General features: G+C 34.3%; 19 protein-coding genes. 14 read left to right on the top strand and 5 right to left on the bottom strand.

Annotation, left to right across the window (positions count from 1 at the left end; all coding sequences use genetic code 11):
- Positions 1-187: 187 nt before the first annotated feature.
- Together ACRD62_RS16495 and ACRD62_RS16490 are read right to left on the bottom strand one after the other, a co-directional pair.
- Positions 188-1,315, bottom strand: coding sequence for a methyl-accepting chemotaxis protein (locus tag ACRD62_RS16495; protein WP_430821220.1), 1,128 nt, complete (start codon positions 1,313-1,315; stop codon positions 188-190).
- 5 nt (positions 1,316-1,320) lie between these two features.
- On the bottom strand, positions 1,321-3,459 hold the full coding sequence (locus ACRD62_RS16490; protein ID WP_430821219.1) for a 2-hydroxyacyl-CoA dehydratase: 2,139 nt from the start codon (positions 3,457-3,459) through the stop codon (positions 1,321-1,323).
- A 525-nt stretch (positions 3,460-3,984) separates the two neighbouring features.
- On the opposite strand from ACRD62_RS16490, the gene ACRD62_RS16485 reads away from it, so the two are divergent.
- On the top strand, positions 3,985-4,461 hold the full coding sequence (locus ACRD62_RS16485; RefSeq protein WP_430821218.1) for a NanQ anomerase/TabA/YiaL family protein: 477 nt from the start codon (positions 3,985-3,987) through the stop codon (positions 4,459-4,461).
- A gap of 41 nt (positions 4,462-4,502) precedes the next feature.
- Here ACRD62_RS16485 and ACRD62_RS16480 read toward each other — a convergent pair whose 3' ends face one another.
- Both ACRD62_RS16480 and ACRD62_RS16475 read right to left on the bottom strand, forming a co-directional pair.
- Positions 4,503-6,041, bottom strand: a complete 1,539-nt coding sequence (locus ACRD62_RS16480) for a beta-N-acetylhexosaminidase (RefSeq protein WP_430821217.1) — start codon at positions 6,039-6,041, stop codon at positions 4,503-4,505.
- A gap of 238 nt (positions 6,042-6,279) precedes the next feature.
- Positions 6,280-7,884 (bottom strand): fumarate hydratase, encoded by a 1,605-nt coding sequence (locus tag ACRD62_RS16475; RefSeq protein WP_430821216.1) that lies wholly within the window; start codon positions 7,882-7,884, stop codon positions 6,280-6,282.
- 119 nt (positions 7,885-8,003) lie between these two features.
- Here ACRD62_RS16475 and ACRD62_RS16470 point away from each other — a divergent pair, with 119 nt between their 5' ends.
- A complete protein-coding gene (locus ACRD62_RS16470) occupies positions 8,004-9,371 on the top strand; it encodes an alanine/glycine:cation symporter family protein (protein WP_430821215.1) in 1,368 nt (455 codons plus the stop codon).
- Between the two features lie 103 nt (positions 9,372-9,474).
- Entirely contained in the window at positions 9,475-10,161 is a 687-nt protein-coding gene (locus ACRD62_RS16465) for a head GIN domain-containing protein (protein WP_430821214.1), read from the top strand.
- Between the two features lie 35 nt (positions 10,162-10,196).
- Here ACRD62_RS16465 and ACRD62_RS16460 read toward each other — a convergent pair whose 3' ends face one another.
- Complete coding sequence (locus tag ACRD62_RS16460) at positions 10,197-10,967, bottom strand: DUF4382 domain-containing protein (RefSeq protein WP_430821213.1); 771 nt, start codon at positions 10,965-10,967, stop codon at positions 10,197-10,199.
- A 278-nt stretch (positions 10,968-11,245) separates the two neighbouring features.
- Here ACRD62_RS16460 and ACRD62_RS16455 point away from each other — a divergent pair, with 278 nt between their 5' ends.
- From ACRD62_RS16455 to ACRD62_RS16405, 11 genes are all read left to right on the top strand, one after another.
- Entirely contained in the window at positions 11,246-13,087 is a 1,842-nt protein-coding gene (locus ACRD62_RS16455; RefSeq protein ID WP_430821212.1) for a DUF3858 domain-containing protein, read from the top strand.
- Positions 13,088-13,111: 24 nt separating this feature from the next.
- The gene (locus ACRD62_RS16450) at positions 13,112-15,082 is read left to right on the top strand and encodes a DUF3858 domain-containing protein (RefSeq protein WP_430821211.1); all 1,971 of its coding nucleotides are present in this window, start codon (positions 13,112-13,114) and stop codon (positions 15,080-15,082) included.
- A gap of 410 nt (positions 15,083-15,492) precedes the next feature.
- A complete protein-coding gene (locus ACRD62_RS16445) occupies positions 15,493-15,864 on the top strand; it encodes a four helix bundle protein (RefSeq protein ID WP_430821210.1) in 372 nt (123 codons plus the stop codon).
- Between the two features lie 86 nt (positions 15,865-15,950).
- Positions 15,951-16,946, top strand: coding sequence for an NAD-dependent epimerase/dehydratase family protein (locus tag ACRD62_RS16440; protein WP_430821209.1), 996 nt, complete (start codon positions 15,951-15,953; stop codon positions 16,944-16,946).
- 194 nt (positions 16,947-17,140) lie between these two features.
- On the top strand, positions 17,141-17,506 hold the full coding sequence (locus ACRD62_RS16435) for a four helix bundle protein (RefSeq protein ID WP_430821208.1): 366 nt from the start codon (positions 17,141-17,143) through the stop codon (positions 17,504-17,506).
- Positions 17,507-17,537: 31 nt separating this feature from the next.
- Positions 17,538-18,140: an adenylyl-sulfate kinase gene (gene cysC, locus ACRD62_RS16430; RefSeq protein ID WP_430821207.1), complete on the top strand. Its 603-nt coding sequence runs from the start codon at positions 17,538-17,540 to the stop codon at positions 18,138-18,140.
- Positions 18,141-18,341: 201 nt separating this feature from the next.
- Positions 18,342-18,689, top strand: coding sequence for a four helix bundle protein (locus tag ACRD62_RS16425; RefSeq protein ID WP_430821206.1), 348 nt, complete (start codon positions 18,342-18,344; stop codon positions 18,687-18,689).
- A gap of 74 nt (positions 18,690-18,763) precedes the next feature.
- Positions 18,764-19,558: a hypothetical protein gene (locus ACRD62_RS16420; protein WP_430821205.1), complete on the top strand. Its 795-nt coding sequence runs from the start codon at positions 18,764-18,766 to the stop codon at positions 19,556-19,558.
- Between the two features lie 220 nt (positions 19,559-19,778).
- Positions 19,779-20,393, top strand: coding sequence for a Uma2 family endonuclease (locus ACRD62_RS16415; RefSeq protein WP_430821204.1), 615 nt, complete (start codon positions 19,779-19,781; stop codon positions 20,391-20,393).
- 486 nt (positions 20,394-20,879) lie between these two features.
- The gene (locus ACRD62_RS16410; RefSeq protein ID WP_430821203.1) at positions 20,880-21,728 is read left to right on the top strand and encodes an ABC transporter permease; all 849 of its coding nucleotides are present in this window, start codon (positions 20,880-20,882) and stop codon (positions 21,726-21,728) included.
- Between the two features lie 37 nt (positions 21,729-21,765).
- Positions 21,766-22,155, top strand: a complete 390-nt coding sequence (locus tag ACRD62_RS16405) for a GxxExxY protein (protein ID WP_430821202.1) — start codon at positions 21,766-21,768, stop codon at positions 22,153-22,155.
- The last annotated feature ends 52 nt before the right edge of the window (positions 22,156-22,207 follow it).

The raw sequence follows: 22,207 nt of genomic DNA, 5'->3' as shown, positions 1-22,207 counted from the left end.
CTGCTATAGTAACAATTGCAAATAAAAATGTTTTAATAGAATGAAAAATATTCTCACTTAAAATATAAGAAACATGAATTTGATGAATAAAAAAAGGGTGCCTAAAAGACACCCTATGAAGTTGAATTAAAACTTGACTTATGAAAGTTATAATCTTTAACGCATATTAGTAGATTATATTGTCTGACTAATTAGCCATTATTTTATACTGATAAGTATTTACAATACCTTTCAAGCCTTTGGCTTCATCCAATAACTGTGTAGATGAAGCACTTAACTCTTCTGCTGAAGCTGCATTTTCCTGAACAACATTATTAAGTTCCTGAATAGCTGAATTAATCTGATTGGCACCAATGTTCATTTCTTCACTGGCAGCAGCCACTTCCTGCACTAATCTTAATGATTCACTTGTTTTATTAACCAATAAGGTAATCTCATCCATCACCTCGTTTACCTGATTAACACCATCTTTAACCATTGTAACAATTTTAGTGGAAGCCTGATTGGCTTGTTCAGCCAATGACCTCACCTCCTTCGCCACTACAGAGAATCCTTTTCCTGCATCGCCAGCCTTAACGGCCTCAATAGATGCATTAAGTGCCAAAATATTTGTTTGTTCAGCTATTTGCCTAACAAAAGCTGTTTGTTCATCTATTTTTCTCATCAACTCCACATTTTCCTTTACTTTTTGGAATGATAATTCTAGTTGATTTTGTGCCTGAGCAGATAATGTTTGTGATTTCTTAGCATTATCAGCATTGGTAGCAATATTAGCTGTCATTTCTTCAATTGATGTTGAAATCTCTTCAATACCACTGGCTTGTTCTGATGCTCCCGAACTAATACTTGATGAGCTGGATGTTATATTCGAACTCGAGCCAAGTAAAACAGATGAACTATCATCCATCAACTTTACCATTAATCGATTAGAATCCAAAAGCTTTGTTACTGCCCCTGCAATATTACCAATCTCATAGGCTTCTGTTAGAAACTTCTCATTGACATCTTCCTTCAGGTTTTTCTCGCTCATCATTTGTAATATATTCGTCAAATGTTGAATCGGATCCTTAACTTTTTTTGATAACACAAAATAAGAAGATACAATAAGAACAATAGAAACAGGCACTGCCCATATTAAATGAACCAATCCCTGATTACCTACAACAAAGGCAAAACAAGCCACAGCATCAATTACAGCTAAAAACAAAGAGCCGATCAGGAGTACGAATGATTTGCGAAATGCCCAATAGACAATAAACCAGCAAAGTACGCCTGCTAAAACAATTAATACTACTCCAAGACTGAAAACGCTCATAATATTTAAGAATTAGGAACCGAAAGGGCCGTTCCAAATGCCACTAAAAATTGTGGATGGATATCCTTTTCGGGATTAATTAATGTAAAACCACGTTGTCGAAACACTTCTTTTAGTGTTTCATGACTGGCAACACCTCCCGTTAAATAAACTTCATGCCCGCGTTGTAATTGCGAAGGCAGTAATTTAATTGCCTGTGTTGCCACATAATCATATAAACCTCGTAAAATTGATTTTCTTCTTTCTTCTGATGCCTGAACCAATGCCGACACAACATTAGTTACTGCAAAAATTCCACATGTTGTGTTGATCACTTCACTTTCGGTTGCTTCCATTGCCCATTTATCCAAGGTATCAAATGTTACATTAGGCATGGTCTGTTTCCAACGTTCCAAAATCTGAACTAACACCATTCCTGTACCAGCCCCGCAACTCTTATTAGTATTAATCCAGGGAGCATCATACATATTATCAAAATGCAAAATTTTAACGTCCTGAGTACCTATATCAATAACCAGAAGATTCTCACGTTGCTGAAAAAGTTGACGACAAGAACCTATCAGTGCGTTAATTTCGGTTGTTTGGCTATGTACCAGATTTTTAAAGATAGGATTATCACTACCAATACCTGCAACGCCAAGCCGAACAGGTCCGTCAATAGCTAATTTTCGAGTGATATCATGTAACAAACCAGGATAATCTATACCTGATGAAACTACTCCACTCAATTTCACATCCAGTTTCTCATCCAGCAACATATACTTGCTAAAGCCACTTCCAAAATCAACTCCCAGGCGATACCCAGCCAGAGTCTGCTCTTTCACTGGATTCAAACTCTTATAATCAAGCTCATTTGCTTTTACATTGGTTATTGATGTTAAAAAGGTTCGCAAACGAAAGTTGGTTGGTCCCTTTGGCATTCCTAAAATACAATCACCGCCCAACGATACCACTTTAAGGTTATTCTTCGTTGCCTGATCTTCCAATTCATGGAGACGAGGAGCCAACAACTGACAATGTTCATGCGAAATAATCATCATACCTTTTGCACCCATATCAGAAGCTTCCTTCATAAAAAAGTCAGATTTTTCTATGATATTTCCACCTCGCATCGGCACGCTTATCAGATTATGAGCCAAATTCTGAAACAACTCATCAACTGTAAGACTTTCAAAATTTTCAATGTTGGGTAAAATATAATCACCCAAAAAATTGACTCCTTCAAATGCCATGTATGCTTTATTCTCTTTTAGTATACTCCACATTTCAGTTCTTCCATAAGGTATCAATCCAAAAAATCCGATGGGTACGGCTTCATCATCATGTTCATAATTACTTACATGATCTACAAACTCTTCTTTCAAGCGCTGACAGATACCAACCGCTTTTTCATCACCCCACATTGGCAAAAACTGCATGTGCCAATGCAAAGGCTCCAATCCCAAATCAACCGGGCCATTTTCATGTCTGAACTGCCATAATTCTAGGAATTCTTTTCGAGCCAACGTACTGTTGTACATAACCTTCTTAAAATTCCCCAAAGCCTCTTCGTGACTTATTCCTAAAGAATCAGCCATCTTCAGAAACAGGTTTTTCAACTGAACTGCCAATTCAGGTACCGATTCCTTATCAGCGTATACTGGTAAATCAATATGAAAATGATCAGTCCCAAATTCTTTCCTGAAATCCTCAAACACATAACTAACCCCTTCACAATAGGCAGAGGAACTAACCAAAATATCTGGTTTCGGAATCAGGTTTTCCACCAACGCTCCCTTTACTGAATTAATAAAACTACACCTTGGTGCAGTAAGACTTCCTTTATTAGAAAGCTCAATAATTTTTGAATGTGAAGCCAGTAATGAACTAAACATTTCTAAGTTAAGCGGGACACAATTTAATGCCCACGATAATTCTGATGGCACCAGCAAAGAAGTCGCCATCACATTTACATCCGGTTTAAAAGACTCGCGCAACAAAGTAGTTCTGCGTGTAATTAAACTACGGGTTGAACGCAATTTAATTGGTGATGCAGAACTTAAAGTTTCCCCACTTTGGGCAGAATCTTTATAGAAACTACGAAACGCTTCAAAAGACTCACTTCTCAAGTAAGACTTTCCCTCATTCATTTTTTTCTTCATCATAAGCTAGTTAAATCAATTAATCAATTGAATTCTAGCCGAATGTTCTCCAATATCCCTTTCACTCCTCATTTCTGGAAAAGATATCCAGCTAAAGGCAATAGTTAATACCATTATACTATAAAACGTAACACTATTTTTCGAACAATTTTTGAGATAATAATCTATTCCATTGTAATACTGAATATTAATTTTACAATTTAAACAAAACATTCTTTAGTAATAGAATTAAACGCATTAGTTACAAAAATTCAGTTTTTATAAGTTTTCAGATTCACCACAAAACAAAATACAACATTTCACTGATAGCTTGACACTTAACTAAATGAACATAAATTTTATAAAAAATCATAAAACAAACTGAATGATTGTGTTAAACTCAATATTCTTATTTTAGATTTTAATTAGAGTATTATTAATCAGGATATGAGAATAAGTCTGTACACTGAATTTGTCTTAATTTAAAAGACCGGTGAACAGATTAGCTGATTTTACTTAACTTTATAGCTTAATCTAATGCGAAACATTATGGCAATTTCAGGAACATTATCTACGCTTTTTGAACAATGCGATCCGAACTTATTCTCAACTGCATTAAATTACATTGAATCAACAGATCTGGATGAGATATTCCAACAGGTTGAGTCAGGTTCACCTGTTGAAGTTGAAATTAACGGACGTGAATTATTTGCTGTTTTTCAATCTTATGAGACCAAATCAATGAAAGAAGCATTCTTTGAGGGTCATAAACAATACATCGATATTCAATACATTCATAGTGGTACAGAACAAATTCTGGTTGCTCCCATTGAACGAATCGTCAAAGATGATACCTATAACGACACAAAGGATGTATATTTTCCAACTGTTGCTGATTTTTCAACATTAAGACTTAGTGCTGGAATGGGATGTATTTTATATCCTAATGATTTACATGCGCCAGGTGTAAGTGTTGATGTACCATCAAAAATTAAGAAGATTGTATTTAAAGTTGCCGTTAAATAAAACCAAAAGAGGCTGTTCATAATGAACAGCCTCTTTTGGTTTTATTCTTTAACCGGCCAAACTACTTTTGGCGATTTATAATAATTAATTCCTAGCCTATCAAGGTAAGCTGAATGTTTTGCCAATCGTACTTTGTATTCTTCCCAATTCAAATATTTATCCTGAGACCAACCGATTTCGGCATGCCCTACTAAACGAGGAAACATCATAAACTGCATATCAGCTGAATTCGTTATAGTTTCAGTCCATAAAGGTGATTCAATTCCTACAATTTGTTCTTTACCAACACCCTTAACCAGTTCTTCAGGTTTCCAAATATAGGCACTGTCTAACTCAATATATGCAGCCCAATGTAATCCCAGATTAGTGGTTGAATCATATTGCATATCAAGATAAGTTCTTTTTGATGGCGACATAAGAACTTTGGCTCCTTTTGAAACAGCCATTGTGGCATTCTCTTCTTTTGCCCAAAATTGAACTATATCATTGCTATCAATATCGGCATGAGCTACCTCATCCCAACCAATCATAACCTTTCCGTACTTTTTAGTAATTTCTCTTACTCTGTTCATAAAATAGATATAGTCATCTAATTCCGTAACATGAGATTCATCCCCACCAATGTGAATATAAGGTCCTTCTGTTAAATCTGACAATTCCCTGATTACATCATCCACAAACTGATATGTAATCTCACTTCTTGTGCACAACGTACTAAAACCAACTTCGATACCTTCGTATAATTCTCTGGCTTTTCCATCACAATTAAGTTCGGCATATGAAGCTAAGGCTGCATTGGTATGACCAGGCATATCTATTTCGGGAATAATTGTGATAAAGCGTTCGTTGGCATATTGAATCAGTTCCTTATAATCTTCCTGGGTATAATAACCACCTTCGTCACCATTAACAGCAGTACTTCCTCCAATCTCTGTTAGTTTTGGCCATGATTTAATTTCAATACGCCAACCCTGATCATCACTAAGATGAAGATGCAAATGATTTAATTTATAAGCAGACATCAAATCAATCAGGTGTTTTACATCATCAACACTAAAAAAATGACGCGCTACGTCAAGCATCACACCTCTATAACCATATTTCGCATAATCTGAAATTTCTCCTCCAGGCATAATCCAAACACCCTCGGACTTTTTAAATTCAACACCTTGTAAAATGGTTTGAACTCCATAGAATACACCACTAGCCTGTTGAGCCACTAAAGTAATTCCAGCTTTAGAAATTGATAATTCATAAGATTCATCCGCTTTACTTTCATTATTAAGCCCAATAAAAATATTATTCCCACTGGCCATTTTTACCTCGCGTACAACAAAATTCAATCCCGTAAAAGATTGCATCTGATTCTTCATATATTCAGCGATGGCACCTAATTCTTCATAATTCGCAACTTCTATAATATTTTCATCATCCAAAACGTAAGAAATTCCATTCGCATTAACCATTACCGGATATGGGATAAATGGAACCGAGTTGAGATCAGCCGGAACATTCTTTTTGCAAGCTACCATCATTAAGACAAGTAATGCAGTTAAAATTGGAAAGTAAAACCTCTTCATATGTTTCTCTTTTATTGACACCGTATTTTATTACCTTTCAAATATAGTTATTATCGAAATATAACGAAACCAAAAGTGTGGTATTTAGATAAAATTGAATTTTCAGAAAAATATAATCAGAATGTAATTTTAAGAGGTATAATAATTATACATTATACTGTATTAAACTATATCAAATACCAGGCAATAAAAAACCCGTTTACCAAAGCAAACGGGTTGATATTATAATGTTACAATATTATAGTTTCGCAAAGAAATCATTTCCTTTATCATCAACAATAATAAAAGCAGGAAAATTCTCTACACGAATCTTACGAACAGCTTCCATTCCTAATTCTTCGAAATCTACCACTTCAACTGATTTAATGGAATGTTTGGCAAGAATAGCAGCTGGACCACCAATTGATCCCAGATAAAAACCTCCGTTTTCTTTACATGCATCGGTCACCGACTTATATCGGTTTCCTTTGGCAACCATAATCATTGATCCTCCATGTTTCTGGAACAAATCAACATATGGATCCATACGACCGGCAGTGGTAGGTCCGAAACTACCAGAAGCCATACCTTTAGGTGTTTTAGCTGGTCCGGCATAGTAAACAGGATGCTTTTTCATGTACTCAGGCATTGGTTTACCTTCATCCAGCATTTGCTTGATTCGGGCATGTGCGATATCACGCGCAACAATCAATGTTCCTGATAAATTCAGTCTTGTTTTAATAGGATATTTAGTTAGTTCCTTTAAAACATCTTCCATTGGTTGATCCAAATCAATATCAACCGCAGGCGCCATATGTGGAGCTTCCTTTGGAACAAAACGTGATGGGTTCTTTTCCAGTTCTTCCAAAAAGATACCTTCTTCAGTAATTTTTGCTTTAACATTACGGTCGGCACTACAACTAACACCCATTCCTACCGGACATGAAGCAGCATGACGAGGCATTCGAATTACACGAACATCATGTACAAAATACTTACCACCGAACTGAGCTCCGATTGTACTTTCCTGACAAATCTTCTGCACTTTAGCTTCCCATTCTAAGTCGCGGAAAGCCTGACCTCCGTCGTTTCCTTCTGTTGGAAGATGATCGAAATAACCAGCCGAAGCCTTTTTAACTGCAGCCAGGGTAGCTTCAGCTGAAGTACCACCAATAACTAAAGCGAGGTGATAAGGAGGACAAGCTGATGTTCCTAAATCTTTAATTTTATCCTTTACAAAGGCTGTCAGATTCTCTTCAGTCAATAAAGCTTTTGTTTGCTGATACAAAAATGTTTTGTTTCCGGAACCGCCCCCTTTTGTAAGGAATAAAAACTCATACTTATTACCTTGCTCGGCATAAATATCAATCTGAGCAGGTAAATTTGTTCCTGTATTCTTTTCTTCAAACATTGTATAAGGAACAACCTGTGAATAGCGAAGGTTACGATCGCGATAGGTTTCAAAAATACCTTTTGACAAATGTTCAGCATCGTTTGAACCAGTATAAACATCCTCCCCTTTCTTTGCCATAACAATTGCTGTTCCTGTATCCTGACAAGTAGGAAGTTCACCTTCAGCAGTTACCACCTGATTCATCAACATGGTATGAGCTACAAAACGATCATTATCAGAAGCCTCATCATCCTGCAAGATATCAGAAAGCTTTTGAAGGTGTGTTGGACGAAGGTAGAATGAAACATCAGCAAAAGCCTCTTTTGAAAGAAGTTCTAATCCTTTTGGATCAACCTTTAATATCTTACGTCCATCAACTTCAATTGTCGACACGTATTCTTTGGTCAACAATCGGTAGGGCGTAGTATCCTTTTTGATAGGAAATGGTTTTTGGTATTTAAAATCACCCATAATTAAATTGTATTTTTAAAGCAAAAGTTGTTTGTTCATTAACTTACCTGCAAAACTAAGATAATTGCCTTCTTTATTGAAATATTTGCAGAACAATTAGGAATAATTACCTTGCAAAAATGAAAGCTTTTGAACAAACCATCATTCAGATCAGTGATTTCTTATGGGGAACACCATTATTAATTTTACTTATTGGAGGGGGATTCTTTTTTACTTTATACAGTAAATTGATTCCATTCCGTCATATTGGACATGCAGTAGATATTCTCAGAGGTAAGTATGACGATCCAAATGAAGCCGGCCAAATCAATCATTTCCAAGCTCTATCAACAGCTTTGGCTGCTACAGTTGGAATGGGAAACATAAGTGGTGTGGCTGTTGCCATTTCGGAAGGAGGCCCAGGAGCTATCTTCTGGATGTGGGTGAGTGCAATATTTGGTATCTCTACAAAATATTTCACTAATACACTTGCCGTAATGTTCAGGGGAAAAGATGACAAAGGAGAAATTCAAGGTGGTCCGATGTACATTATTACGGAAGGTTTAGGCAAAAAATGGAAACCAATGGCAGTCTTCTTTGCTGTTACAGCCATGTTTGCTGTATTTCCGGTATTCCAAAGCAACCAGTTAACACAGGTTTTTCGAGATGTTGTTCTTCAGCCAAATGGTGTTCAAACAGGATTTTTATCAGATTTGATTACTGGTCTGATCATCGCTTTCTTTATGTCCATTGTCATTTTTGGTGGAATTAAACGTATAGGTAGAGTCACATCCAGAATGGTTCCTCTAATGGTAATCATATACATTCTGGTGGTATTTTATATTATATTTTCTCATCCCGACAGATTATGGCATGCAATCTCATTGATTTTTACTGATGCTTTCACAGCCGATGCAATGTTGGGTGGCGCATTAGGAACGATCATTATTACAGGAGTAAAAAGAGCAGCCTTCTCCAATGAAGCTGGTATCGGTACTGCCCCTTTGGCACACGGTGCTGCTAAAACCAATGAACCTGTACGTGAAGGATTAGTTGCCATGCTGGGACCAATTGTTGACACTTTAATTGTTTGCACCATGACAGCTCTTGCCATTTTGGTAACTGATGTTTGGCAGACCAATGATATCAATGGAATAACCTTAACAGCTATGGCATTTAATAAGGCAATTCCAACATACGGACCATATTTACTAATTGTATGCGTCATCTTTTTTGCTCTTTCAACCTTAATCACATTTCCTTATTATGGAAATAAATGTTCGGTATATCTGTTTGGCACAAAATCAAAAAACATTTATAATGGTTTTAGTGTGATAAGTGCCGTTGTTGCCGCAGTAGTTTCTATTAATGTAGTTGTGGCATTTATTGATTCAGCTTATGCATTAATGGCATTCCCAAATATGATTGCAGCATTATTACTGGCACCTCATGTAAAACGGGCAACCATCAAATATTTTTCAAAGATCAAAAACCACTCAAATAATTGATATTTAATTCTTAACTTGTATTTAAACGTTTACTCCAAACCCAATTGTAACTTTTAACTGAATTGGGGCGTCATACAAAAAATATAAACTAACAAGCATGAAGATGAAATCAATCTTATTAGCCTCTGCCCTCTTTCTTTTTGCAAACTTCATTACTAGCGCACAGGAAAAAGAGCATCGAACTGTTTCTGATTTTTCAAAGATAGAAGTATCATCCGGAGTAAATCTATATATTACTCAAGGTGAAGAAATTGAACTGATTGTTGAAGGTAACAAAAGTGAAATGCATAAAATCATTACCGAAGTCAGCAATAACACATTAAAGATTTATAATAAACGAAACTATATGTGGGGCGTTAAGCAGGCTCCTAAAGTATATTTAACGTTTAAACAACTTGAGGAATTAATTGCTGGTGGTGGATCTGATGTTTATGGTCAGAGTGTGCTTAATGCGATTAAAATTAAAATCTCAACATCAGGTGGTGCAGATGCTTACCTTGAGGTGGTAGCTGATGAAATAACACTAAATTCTTCAGGTGGTTCTGATATAAAAATTAAAGGAACAACACCAAAACTTATCGCAACTGCCAGTGGAGGTTCAGATATAGATGCAGGAGCGTTGAAAGCTCAGGTTGCTGATGTAACAACTTCGGGTGGTGCTGATGCAAAAGTTTGGGTTGAAAAAGAATTAACAGCTAAAGCTTCAGGTGGAAGTGACATTGATTATTATGGAAATCCATCTCTTAAAAACATTAACGAATCAGGTGGTGGAGACATTACTCAACGATAACAAAAAAAGAGAGAGGCGATTGCCTCTCTTTTCATTTATTCATCAAAATTGATCGTTTCTAAATCAGTAACAACTCCAATATCAACCATAACATCCTCAATTAACATCATAGAATAATCATCATTCCTTGGTTCTAAAACTACTTTATAAGAACCTTCTTCCAAGCCTTTCACAAGAAAATACCCGGAAACAGTATCTGCATAGGTACTAAAAGTATCCTCTGCTGCCGTTATAGCCATAACATATGGTTTTGCATCAACCGGTAAAACCATTCCTTTGATTGCACCACTGGCAGCCTCTGTAAAAGTTCGAATGACAGGCTTTAAAGAATAACTGCCATTACCTTTTTCTACAATTGAGCGTCCTGCATCAAAATCTAACCACATACGATAAGTAATTCCTTCTTCCAAATCAGCATGAACATTAAGTTTCAAACCAGAAGATTGGGCCGAGGGAGTGTCCAAATCGTAATATTGACCATCAACCATTACCTTATTATTTTCTCCCAACACCAAACGAATTTGAGAGATTTTACCTGCAGGCATAATATATTCACCTAATATGGTATCTAAACCATTGGTGAAATCAAGCAAATTATAAACACCTGAATTAATATCACTAAGTGATCTCCAGCCACTATCATCATCTTCAGATGAGACATTAATCCGCACATCTTCAACGTCGATTAATACTTCATCATAATCAGAAGGGGCATCAGTTAAAAACAATTGAAGTTTGGCTTCTTTTGGTGACTCGTTGCAAGCAAAAAGAGCCACTGCCATAATTAACAATAATAATCTATTCATTTTCACAAGTTTGAATGTTTTCCTTAATGCTAAATTAGGAATTAACAGCTAATGATCAAAAAACTATTCGTTCAGACCAACCTGAATTCTTTCAATGGATTCATTTTAATAAATAATACAACCACCAGCTTTTAATACTCAAAACACAAGGTTACTTTATTAAACCTATACAAATTCAACACAAACTACATTCATAAGTTCAATTCACAGATTATGAATGGCACTTTATAAAAGAAAAAACATTTATATTGTTTAAAATTGATATTTTTAAAACAAAAATGCAGAACCGCCTACTCCTCTTTTTTTCTATAATCGTTAGTTTTAATTGCACGGCTCAAATTAAACATGCTGAGGTAAAGAAATACAATACCCATATTACCCTAAATGGAAATAAAGTTACATCTAACCTTGAAGTGGAAATAAAAATAAATACACCAAAAGGCACTTCTTATTCTGAAATTGATATCTACTCTATAAATAAACCTCAGAATCTGGTTGCTAGCATATATGATGCTTCAGGCAATGAAATAAAAAAACTAAAAAAGAAAGATTTAAAATATTCTTCGGCATATTCTAATAGCACATTTCATACCGATGGCCAATATACCTCATTTACACTTTTGCATAATCAGTATCCATATACCATAAAATACAGCTATTCCATTGTTTACAATAATTACATCCATTTGGAGAATTGGTTGCCCACCCGTGATTTTGATTGCGACATTGACGAAGCTGTACTAAGTGCGACTCTACCTAATGATTACAAATTCAGGACAATTGAAAACCTAATAGATACAGCTTACACAATTGCAGATGAAGCAACATTACAAACTACCTACTATTGGAAAATAAAGAATCTACAACCTCAAAAATCACAACATTATTCGCCACCATCATATACCTTCATTCCCCGAGTTGAGATTATTCCTTTTGATTTTCATTATGGGATCGACGGAAGTACAGAAAGTTGGGAGACTTTTGGTAACTGGATATATAATTTAAATCAAAACAAATCTGATTTAACAGATGACGAAAAAATAATGGTCCATCGGTTAACGGATACTATTGACAACAACAGAACCAAAATTAAAGTTTTATACCATTACCTGCAGGATAATACTCGATACATTAATGTTTCACTTGATTTAGGCGGATTGCAAACATACCCTGCGGAATATGTCTGTAATAATAAATATGGTGACTGTAAAGCGTTATCAAACTATATGCAAGCCTTATTAGAGGAGATTGGGATTAAATCGCATTACACAATTGTTTATGCAGGAATAAATCCGGTTAGAATTGACGAAGAATATCCATCTCAACAATTTAATCATGTAATCCTTTGTGTTCCTCAGCCCAAGGATACTATTTGGCTTGAGTGCACCAGTTCGATAACTCCCTTTAATTATCTTGGCAGCTTTACTCACAATAGAAAAGTACTTATTATAGACGAAAAAGAAAGTAGATTAATTACAACACCAGCATTACAAAACGAATCAAACAAAAACATTTTCTCAACCATAGTATCTATTAACTCCAATGGTTTGTCAACGATACAAACTAAGGCTACTTTGAGAGGTTATGATTTTGAATATTTTAAATCCTTCGGCAATAATATTCCTAAAAGCAAACAAGCAGATCTTATCGACAGAATAAATTTCATGAAGGGAATTGACTTTGTTGAGATAGAAAGTACAGTACCTCACCGTGATTCCTCATATATCAATCTTTCTTTTGAAGCAACTACTTCAAATCTAAGTGAAAAAATGGGACATAAGATCTTAATTAGTCCAATTAATCACTTCTCTTTTAAATTTGAAAAACCTGAAAAAAGAAACTTACCGGTTGTTATCAATTTGCCAATTGTGCAAACAGATACAATCCAATATAAACTTAGTGAACCAATAAAAGAGTTGAAAGGAATAGAAAACACTGAATTCACTTCTGTTTATGGATCTTATTCGAGACAGATCGTTTTATCTGAACGTACCATTAAATTAATCAGAGATATTGAAATCAATCAGGGACATTATTCCATACAGGAATATGAAGCTTTTTATAATTTTATTGATAAATTAAGCCAGCAGGAAAATAGAAAAATACTTATTACCCAATAACAATCAAATCTAAATCCAGAATTCATGAAGAAGATAACTACATTATTATTATTTTTTTATTCCACCTTATTAATTGCCCAAAATAAAAGAATAGAATTTGGAATTTTAGATCCGGATGATTTAACTCTGAAGGAATGTTCCTTTGAAAAGGATGCACCTGCCGTTGTAATTTTTGATTATGGTGAATCAAGGTTTCTTTACAGTGAAGGTTCTGGTTATGAAATTGCCTTTAAACAGCACAAACGAATCAAAATATTTAACGAAGGTGGCTATGATCAGGCCGAAATTGTTATTCCCTTATATATATCTAAAAACGATAGAGAAACCATTAGGGATATTGAAGGATACACCTACAATTTCAAGAATGATCATCTTGAAAAGATCCCATTGGATAAAAGCCTTATTTACGAAGAAAAAATTAGTGAATATGTATATCTAAAGAAATTTGCCTTACCAAAGGTTACTGATGGATCGGTAATCGAATACACATATACCATTGACTCACCATACCACATTCATTTTCGCGACTGGGAGTTTCAAAGTGATATTCCAACCTTATACAGTCAGTATACAGCAGCTATGATTCCATTCTATTCATACAGATATCGTCTGCAGGGAGCTTCTAAAATGGACCATTTCAACAGCTATGAAGAGCGCGGCATCGACAGAAGATTTATGGGTATCACTTTTAGAGATATGATATATGAATTTGGATTAAAGAATGTTCCTTCCTTTCAGGATGAAAGCTTCATCAGTTCAAGAAATGACTACATAAAGAAAATCGATTTCCAACTGGTCGAAATCAATCACCCAACCGGATACAAGCAAAAATTTATGGATACTTGGCCTTTGTTGGCCAAAGAACTTCTTGAATTTGAAAGTTTTGGTAAGTACATTAAGAAAGCAACAAAATGGGCCGAAAAGAATGCTGGTCAATTTACCTCTTTATCAGAATCTGAACGGTTTAATGCCATATTAGATATGGTAAAAGCCACCTATAAATGGAATAATTACGAAGGCAAATATGCCCAATACGATTTAAAAGATTTCCTAAAAAATCTGGAAGGTAACATTGGTAATATTAATCTCTTTACAATAGGAGTTCTAAGAGCGAATAACATTGAAGCTGAACCTGTAGTTATTAGTACACGAGATCATGGAAAGGTAAGCAACGATTTCCCTTATTCCGATTTCTTTAATTATGTGTTAATACTGGCTAAAATAGATGATCATTATAAATTACTGGATGCCACACAGGGCTTTTGTCCTAATGAATTAATCCCTGACAACTGCATTAATGGGCAAGGTTTTATAGTTAAAGAAAACAGTGATCAATGGGTTACCATTGACAACGCAGCGCCTTCAATCGAAAAAACTATTCTTGAATACACTGTCAATCTAAACAATTACACTATTGAAGGAGAATGCAGTAAAACTTCAACAGGATATATTGCATTAAATCAAAGGCGAAGCTATTATTCAAACCAGGACAATTTTAAGAAAAGATATGAACCACTTGGGCTCATTGAAAGTGAAGAAATAAAGGTTAATAACTTATTGGATGAAGAAAAACCTTTTGAATTCAGTTTTGATTTCAATCAGAATATTGATGTAATAGATAATCAAATAATCTTACATCCATTTGCACATTTCCCTATTAAAGAAAATCCTTTTAAACAGGAGAAACGCACATTACCAATCGATTTAGTTAACAAAAAAGCCTATCAATATACAGCATTGATTGAGATTCCAGACGGATATAAAATTGAAGTTCTACCTCAAAAAGAAGTAATTAACCAGAAAGAACTCCAATTAACTTTTCTTTTACAGGATATGGGTAACAATAAAATAAAAGTTTATGCATCTTATAACTTTCAGCAATCAACATATCCAGCAGAAAACTATTTGGCTCTAAAAAAGTTTATGAATAAAGTAACGGAAATACTTAATTCTAAAATAGTATTGATAAAAGATGATCAGTTGACAATGAAATAGTTTCAACAACATGTAGAATATAAGGATTAAAAAGGAAGCTAAATGTGACATTTAACAATATCCATTTGACTTTTTTTTGATACTTTTGTTTGAATTTAATTGCTGTGAAGCTAATTGAAACAGGGCTTAAAAAGGACGACTTAATCAAATAACTACTTCTTATACAGAAGGCTTGCAATTACTTTAATTTTAGCTATTGCAAATTAATTGATTATGCATTCTACTGAAGGATTGATTCTCCTGAATATCCCTGCAACCATTATCTTCTTTTGCCGTACGAAACATCGTTACTCACACTCCTGTGACTGAGGAGGCGAAGCTATGTTAGTTCTTAGTGATTAGTATATAGTTATTAGAAGGCTTCATAATACATTAATTATGCAGAGAACGATAATAATAGAAAAACTAAAATGAGCGATTTTTTATTTAAGAACTTAACTGTTTGGCAAAAAGCACTTGTATTTGCAGATAAGATTATTGAAATATGTGAAAATCTGAATTCTGATTATAAACATTATAAGTTAATAGAACAAACAGAAGCTGCTAGTAGCTCAATAGCTCAAAATATTGCCGAAGGAAGCGGAAGACATTCAAAGAAAGAATTCATTCAGTTTATATATTATTCCAGAGGCTCTCTATATGAAACTATCACCTTGCTTAATCTTTTTGAAAAAAGAAACTGGATAACAAATCAGAAACTAGAAGAATGTGAACAGAATGGAATTGAACTTGGAAAAATGCTAAATGGACTAATAAATAGTTTATCCAAAGCTATTGAGTAAAGTATTAAACATATCCAACTAACAACTAAAGCAAAGCGTTCTAATAACTATCCAGATTTCCCTAACCTAAACATTTCAGAAAAAAAATGATATCATATAAAATTCTCGTAACCGGAGCTGCCGGTTTTGTTGGTTTTCATTTATCTAAATTACTTGCCAGTAAAGGTGTTTCTGTAATTGGTATTGATTCCCTAAATGAATACTATGATGTTCAGCTGAAATTTGATCGTTTAAAAATACTTAAGGAAATATCCAACTTCACTTTTCGATGTGTTAATATTTGTGATAAAGACGCACTGGATGAACTATTTCAAAAGGAAAAATTTGATGTAGTAATTAATCTGGCTGCACAGGCTGGAGTTAGATATAGTATTGACAAACCCTATAAATACATAGATAGTAACCTAATCGGATTCATCAATATATTGGAAGCTTGCCGCAATAATCCGGTAAAACATCTAATATACGCCTCTTCCAGCTCAGTATATGGAAATACGATAGAAGTACCTTTCAGTGTAAAGAATCGCACAGATGAACCGGTGTCATTATATGCAGCAACAAAAAAAGCCAATGAGATGATGGCTCATAGTTATGCTGCTTTATATAAAATCCCAATGACTGGTTTGCGTTTCTTCACCGTATATGGTCCATGGGGACGACCTGATATGGCATATTTCTCATTTACCAACAAAATAGTGAACGGAGAAACCATTCAGGTGTATAATCATGGTGATATGGAACGTGATTTCACTTATATAGATGATATAACAACAGCTATAGAAAAATTGATCAATCTACCTTTTGATACCCCGGAAGAACAAGATAAGCCATATCGTCTGTTTAATATTGGGAATAATAAACCGGTAAGATTAATGGATTTTATTTCTACTCTGGAAAAACATTTAGGAAAAGAAGCGCCAAAGAAGTTTCTTCCCATGCAAAAAGGTGATGTTTACCGAACCTATGCTGATATAACCGATCTTGAAACCAGAATCAATTTTAAACCCCATACATCCATTGATGAAGGGCTTGGTAAGTTTGTGAGCTGGTATAAGGATTATTATAAAATAAAATTGGTTTAGTTGTTGAATTGTAAAGTTGTTGAATTGATGAGCTGTGGAGGTGTTGAGGTGTAGAACTGTTTAGACGTACTGATGAGGAAGTGTAAAAGTTAGAGAATGTTGAAATCTAGTTCTTGAGAAATATGATATTTCGGATTAAATTAACAACTAAACAATTTAACCTCTCAACAACTAAACACTTAAACAAATATCATATGTATACTTATAGTTTTGAAAAATTAGAGATCTGGCAGCTTTCTAGGGAATTAGTAAAAAATATTTACCAAGTAACTACAGATTTTCCAGATTCAGAAAAATTCGGACTAACTAATCAATTAAGAAGAGCCTCTGTATCTATCTCATCCAATATAGCAGAAGGAAATGGGAGGAATAGTAAAAAAGATAAAGCTCGTTTTATTGAAATTGCATATTCAAGCCTGTTAGAAGTTTTAAATCAATTAATACTTTCTAAAGATTTAAATTTCATATCAGATATAATACTTTCTGATTTTAGAATTCAAATAAATGAATTATCCAATAAACTTAACGCATTTCATAAAAACTTACTTATAGTTAGTTAAACAAAGACTCAACAATTAAACACCTAAACAATTGAACAGCCAAGCAAACAACATTCACCCCACAAACATATATCTTCATCGCGAGGACAAAGAACAATATCTGAAGCAAAATGCTAAGGTAATTTGGATTACTGGCTTAAGTGGTTCCGGGAAGAGCACATTAGCTCATGGTTTGGAACGTAAACTGGCACAAAGAGGTTATTTAACCCAGGTACTGGATGGTGATAACATTCGTACCGGAATAAATTACAATCTGGGTTTTACAGAGGAAGACCGAAAGGAAAATATTCGTCGCATTGCAGAAGTGAACAAGCTTTTTTTGAATTGTGGTGTTATTACCATTAATGCATTCATCTCTCCTACCAACGATGTTCGTGCTATGGCCCGTGAAATAATTGGTACGGATGATTTCATTGAAATATTTGTGGATGCTAGTTTTGAAACATGCACGCAACGCGATCCGAAAGGACTTTATAAGAAAGCACTGGCAGGTGAAATCAAAAACTTCACTGGACTGGATGCTCCTTTTGATCGACCAGAGAATCCAGAGTTAGTAGTTGACACCAACAAACTTAGTATAGAGGAAGGGGTTGACCTGGCTTATGAATATGTTAGAAGTGCTGTTAGATGGTAAAACGATGTTTAGATTTTATGATGTAAAGACGTAGTGATGTTTGATGTGTTAAGATGTACAGAAGTGGAAATGGAAAAAAGTTAGAGATTAATAAGTGGGGATGTTCGATATATAAAGAAAAAAATATCATAAATCTGTATATCTAAAAATCAAGAATCAAACTAATCCTCACATCATAAATCATATATCAAACATCATTATATGAACAAGGACGAGTTAAAGAAAAGAACCAAACAGTTTACTGTTAATATTATTAAACTCACATCAAAATTGCCTGATTCTTATTTAGCTCAACATATCAAAAAGCAAATCATACGATCAGCTACATCTGTTGCCGCAAATTATAGGGCTGCTTGTTTAGCACAATCCAGAGCATCTTACATCGCCAAATTAAGTATTGTAATAGAAGAAGCTGATGAAACTGAGTTTTGGCTTGAACTGATAGAAGAAAACAATTTACTCTCTAATATTAGCTCTCTGAAACAAGAAGCTCACGAACTTGCTTCTATTTTCATTGTAACTCGCAAATCATTAATGCTAAACAAATAATAAACACATCTCAACATCATACATCAAACATCCTTAATTCATACATTCAAACATCTCACGTCTAAAAATCAAACATGATAGAAGATCAAATAATATATACTGAACCTCTAAAGCAACGTCATGCTGATATCGAAGAGCTAAAACAATTGGCTATAATTGAAAAGCGTTCTGAAGACGAAGATTTATCTTTACTGGAGGTGAGTAATCGATTATTCTTAAATGATTTTGCAGAGCAGGAGATTATCGATACACGCAATCTTTTTTTTGATTTTTGGGATGTTGAAACGGATGATACAAAGTTACCGTTTGAATTAAGTGGAACAACTGATCAGGGACAGTTAAATAGAATGGATGAAATCATTAACTCATTGGAGTTTGGTGATGACTTAAAACCTTTTAAACTAAATAAGCTGGCTGAACAACATCCCGAGATACCATTCTATTCACTGATGAGTATCATTGACATGGAGCTGCAGGGCAAGGAACCTTCTAAGATATTACGAAAGATTAAAGAAGCCTGTTCGGTATATCCTGAGAACAGATTATTCGAGTTATTACAAGATCAATACATAATCATACAAGATAAAAAGCCTGAATTACTTAACGATGCGACTTTTGAGCAAACCTCATTAAGTATATTATTAAAAGGTCGACAGAAGATTCACACTGTTGAATTTTACATCGCTCATGCAGCTCTATTTGAATTCGTTGCGCAAACAGACAACCTTTTGCTAACGGATTCTTTTTTGTTTACCTCTTCTCATGTTTATCCCGAAGCAGAGGAAGTCATCAATCAGAAATCCATCTTGTTTGATTTGCACAAACTGGATTATTGTATTGAGAAGTATGCACCAGAATTGAATGATTAATGAATAATGGTTAGTTGTTAATTATTTATGGTTAATGTCTCAATACTTCGATTATGGATTAGAGATTAAATCTGCAAAGAAGGTATTAGTAGTTAGAACGTTTTACTTTAGAAGTTAGAAATGAAAAATAAAATAGTTAAACAACTCGATAACTATCGAGTCAACAATTCATAATATTAACTAACATCTTTACATCATACATCTAAACATCAAACATCCATTGATCTCCAACATTAACCAAATAGATATAAATAAACATTACACCTTTAAAGATTACCTTACCTGGCAATTTAAGACACGTGTAGAGCTAATTAAAGGTCGTATTTTTAAAATGTCACCTGCTCCTTCTCCCATTCACCAGGAAATTGCAGTTGCTTTAAGTTCTGAACTTTATCAATTCTTAAAAACGAAAGACTGTAAAGTTTTCTCAGCTCCTTTTGACGTTAGGCTTGATAGTATGCAAGACGATTCTCAATCTGTGGTTCAACCGAATATATGCATTGTTTGTGATCTAAGTAAAATAGACAACAAAGGTTGTAATGGAGCTCCTGATTTAGTGGTTGAAATTATTTCTCCTTCAACGGCCAAGAAAGATTTGCACGAGAAATATGATTTATATGAACGTTCAGGTGTTAAGGAATACTGGATCATTCATCCATTCGAGAGAACATTAACCTGTTTTCTGCTGAATAATGCCGGTTTATACAAAGCTACTAAACCACTAACTGAAGGAGATACCGTTAAAAGCGAACTTTTACCTGGCTTTGAATTAAACCTTACCAACATCTTCCCTGAACAAGTGCAAGAACCAGAGGAAGATTATAAAAGGATCTGACAAGAAAAAAGTAAAAAGGATAAAAGATTAGAGATTAATGCAGCAAAGAAGCTATTAGTAATTAGAACGCTTCACTTTAGAAGTTAGTAAAGGTTTAGATTACCAATTATAATCAATTGAACAGTCAGACAATTAAACAAAAAATTAAATTCTTGTTAAACCCGATAATCATTGGGAGCGCAATTAGTGGACAAAAAAACCAAGCTGCAAATAAATAATTCAATATCCAACATCTTAACATCATATATTGAACATCTAAACATCGAACATCCAACTAATCTGTGGTTTTAAAAAGCTAATAGCTGTTAGCTAATGGCTGATAGCTAAATTTAGGAGAAAGTGTAAGTAGATAAGTAAAGCACTAGGCACTTTGTATTAGGCACTCAAAGAACAACTCAACAAATAAACAGTTTGAAAATTAAACAGAAAAATAAATTCTCGACAATCCCGATAGTCATCGGGAGCGTAAATTCGTTGATAAAACAAATGGAAAATTACACATTAGAAATAAAACCAAAATCTAAATTACTAGACCTTAACTTAAAAGAAACCTGGAAGTACCGCGACTTACTATTCCTATTCGTTCGTCGCGATTTTGTAGCTATCTACAAACAAACCGTACTTGGTCCTCTATGGTTTTTTATTCAACCCATACTTACCTCTTTAATGCAACTGGTAATTTTTAATAACATTGCGAAAATTCCGGTTGACGGTATGCCTCCATTGGTATTCTATTTAAGTGGTAATGTTATGTGGCAATATTTCTCAAGTTGTTTAACACTTACATCCAATACTTTCCGTGGTAATGCTGGCATCTTTGGTAAGGTTTATTTCCCAAGGGTTATCACACCTTTATCCATGGTTATCTCACAATTATTGAAGTTTGGTGTTCAGCTATCATTATTCTTGGCGGTTTGGGGTTATTTTATGATAATCGGAGGTACAGAAGTTAATCTCATTCCTTCATGGCATATAGTTTTATTACCTGTTTTAATAATAATTATGGCTGGCTTAGGTTTGGGAGCTGGTATGTTAATTTCGGCCCTTACAACCAAATACCGCGATTTTACTTTCCTGCTAACTTTTGCTGTGCAATTAATGATGTACGCAACTCCGGTAATATATCCATTATCGTTTGTTGAAGGTAAAATGAAACAAATCATCATGTTGAATCCAATGACAGGGATAGTTGAAACTTTTCGTTATGGATTTACTGGAGCCGGCACCTTTAGTTGGGAGTTACTAGGCTATAGCATTGTTTTTATGGCAGTACTAATGTTTTTAGGTACCGTTGTATTTAATAAAGTTGAAAAAACATTTATGGATACAGTATAATCACCGAATTTGCGCTAATTATCTCGAATTTTACAGGATGGTTGAAGGAATATTGTATAAAGATGAGGCCTATAAAATAATAGGTGCCGCATTTGAGGTGCATAACGAATTAAAGAATGGGTTTCTGGAACCTGTTTATCAAGAGGCTATTCAAAAAGAGTTCGTGTTACAAGGCATTCCTTTTCAAAAAGAAGCCTTGATTAGCATTTACTATAAAGGTGATAAACTTGATAAGTATTATAAAGCAGACTTTATATGCTACAATGATATAATAATAGAATTAAAAGCTTTGAGTGACTTGACTAGTGAACATGAATCACAGCTAATTAATTATCTAAAAGCTACCAACAAAAAACTTGGCATCCTAATTAATTTCGGTAAGCCAAGCCTACAATACAAAAGAATTATAAACAATCTGGTCACCTAATTAGCACTAATTATCCCTAATTGAAAAACAATTCGTGTTAATTCGCGTAAAT

The organism is Carboxylicivirga caseinilyticus (assembly GCF_050589785.1).
Classification (GTDB): domain Bacteria; phylum Bacteroidota; class Bacteroidia; order Bacteroidales; family Marinilabiliaceae; genus Carboxylicivirga; species Carboxylicivirga caseinilyticus.
This window is presented reverse-complemented; position numbering and strand designations above follow the sequence as displayed.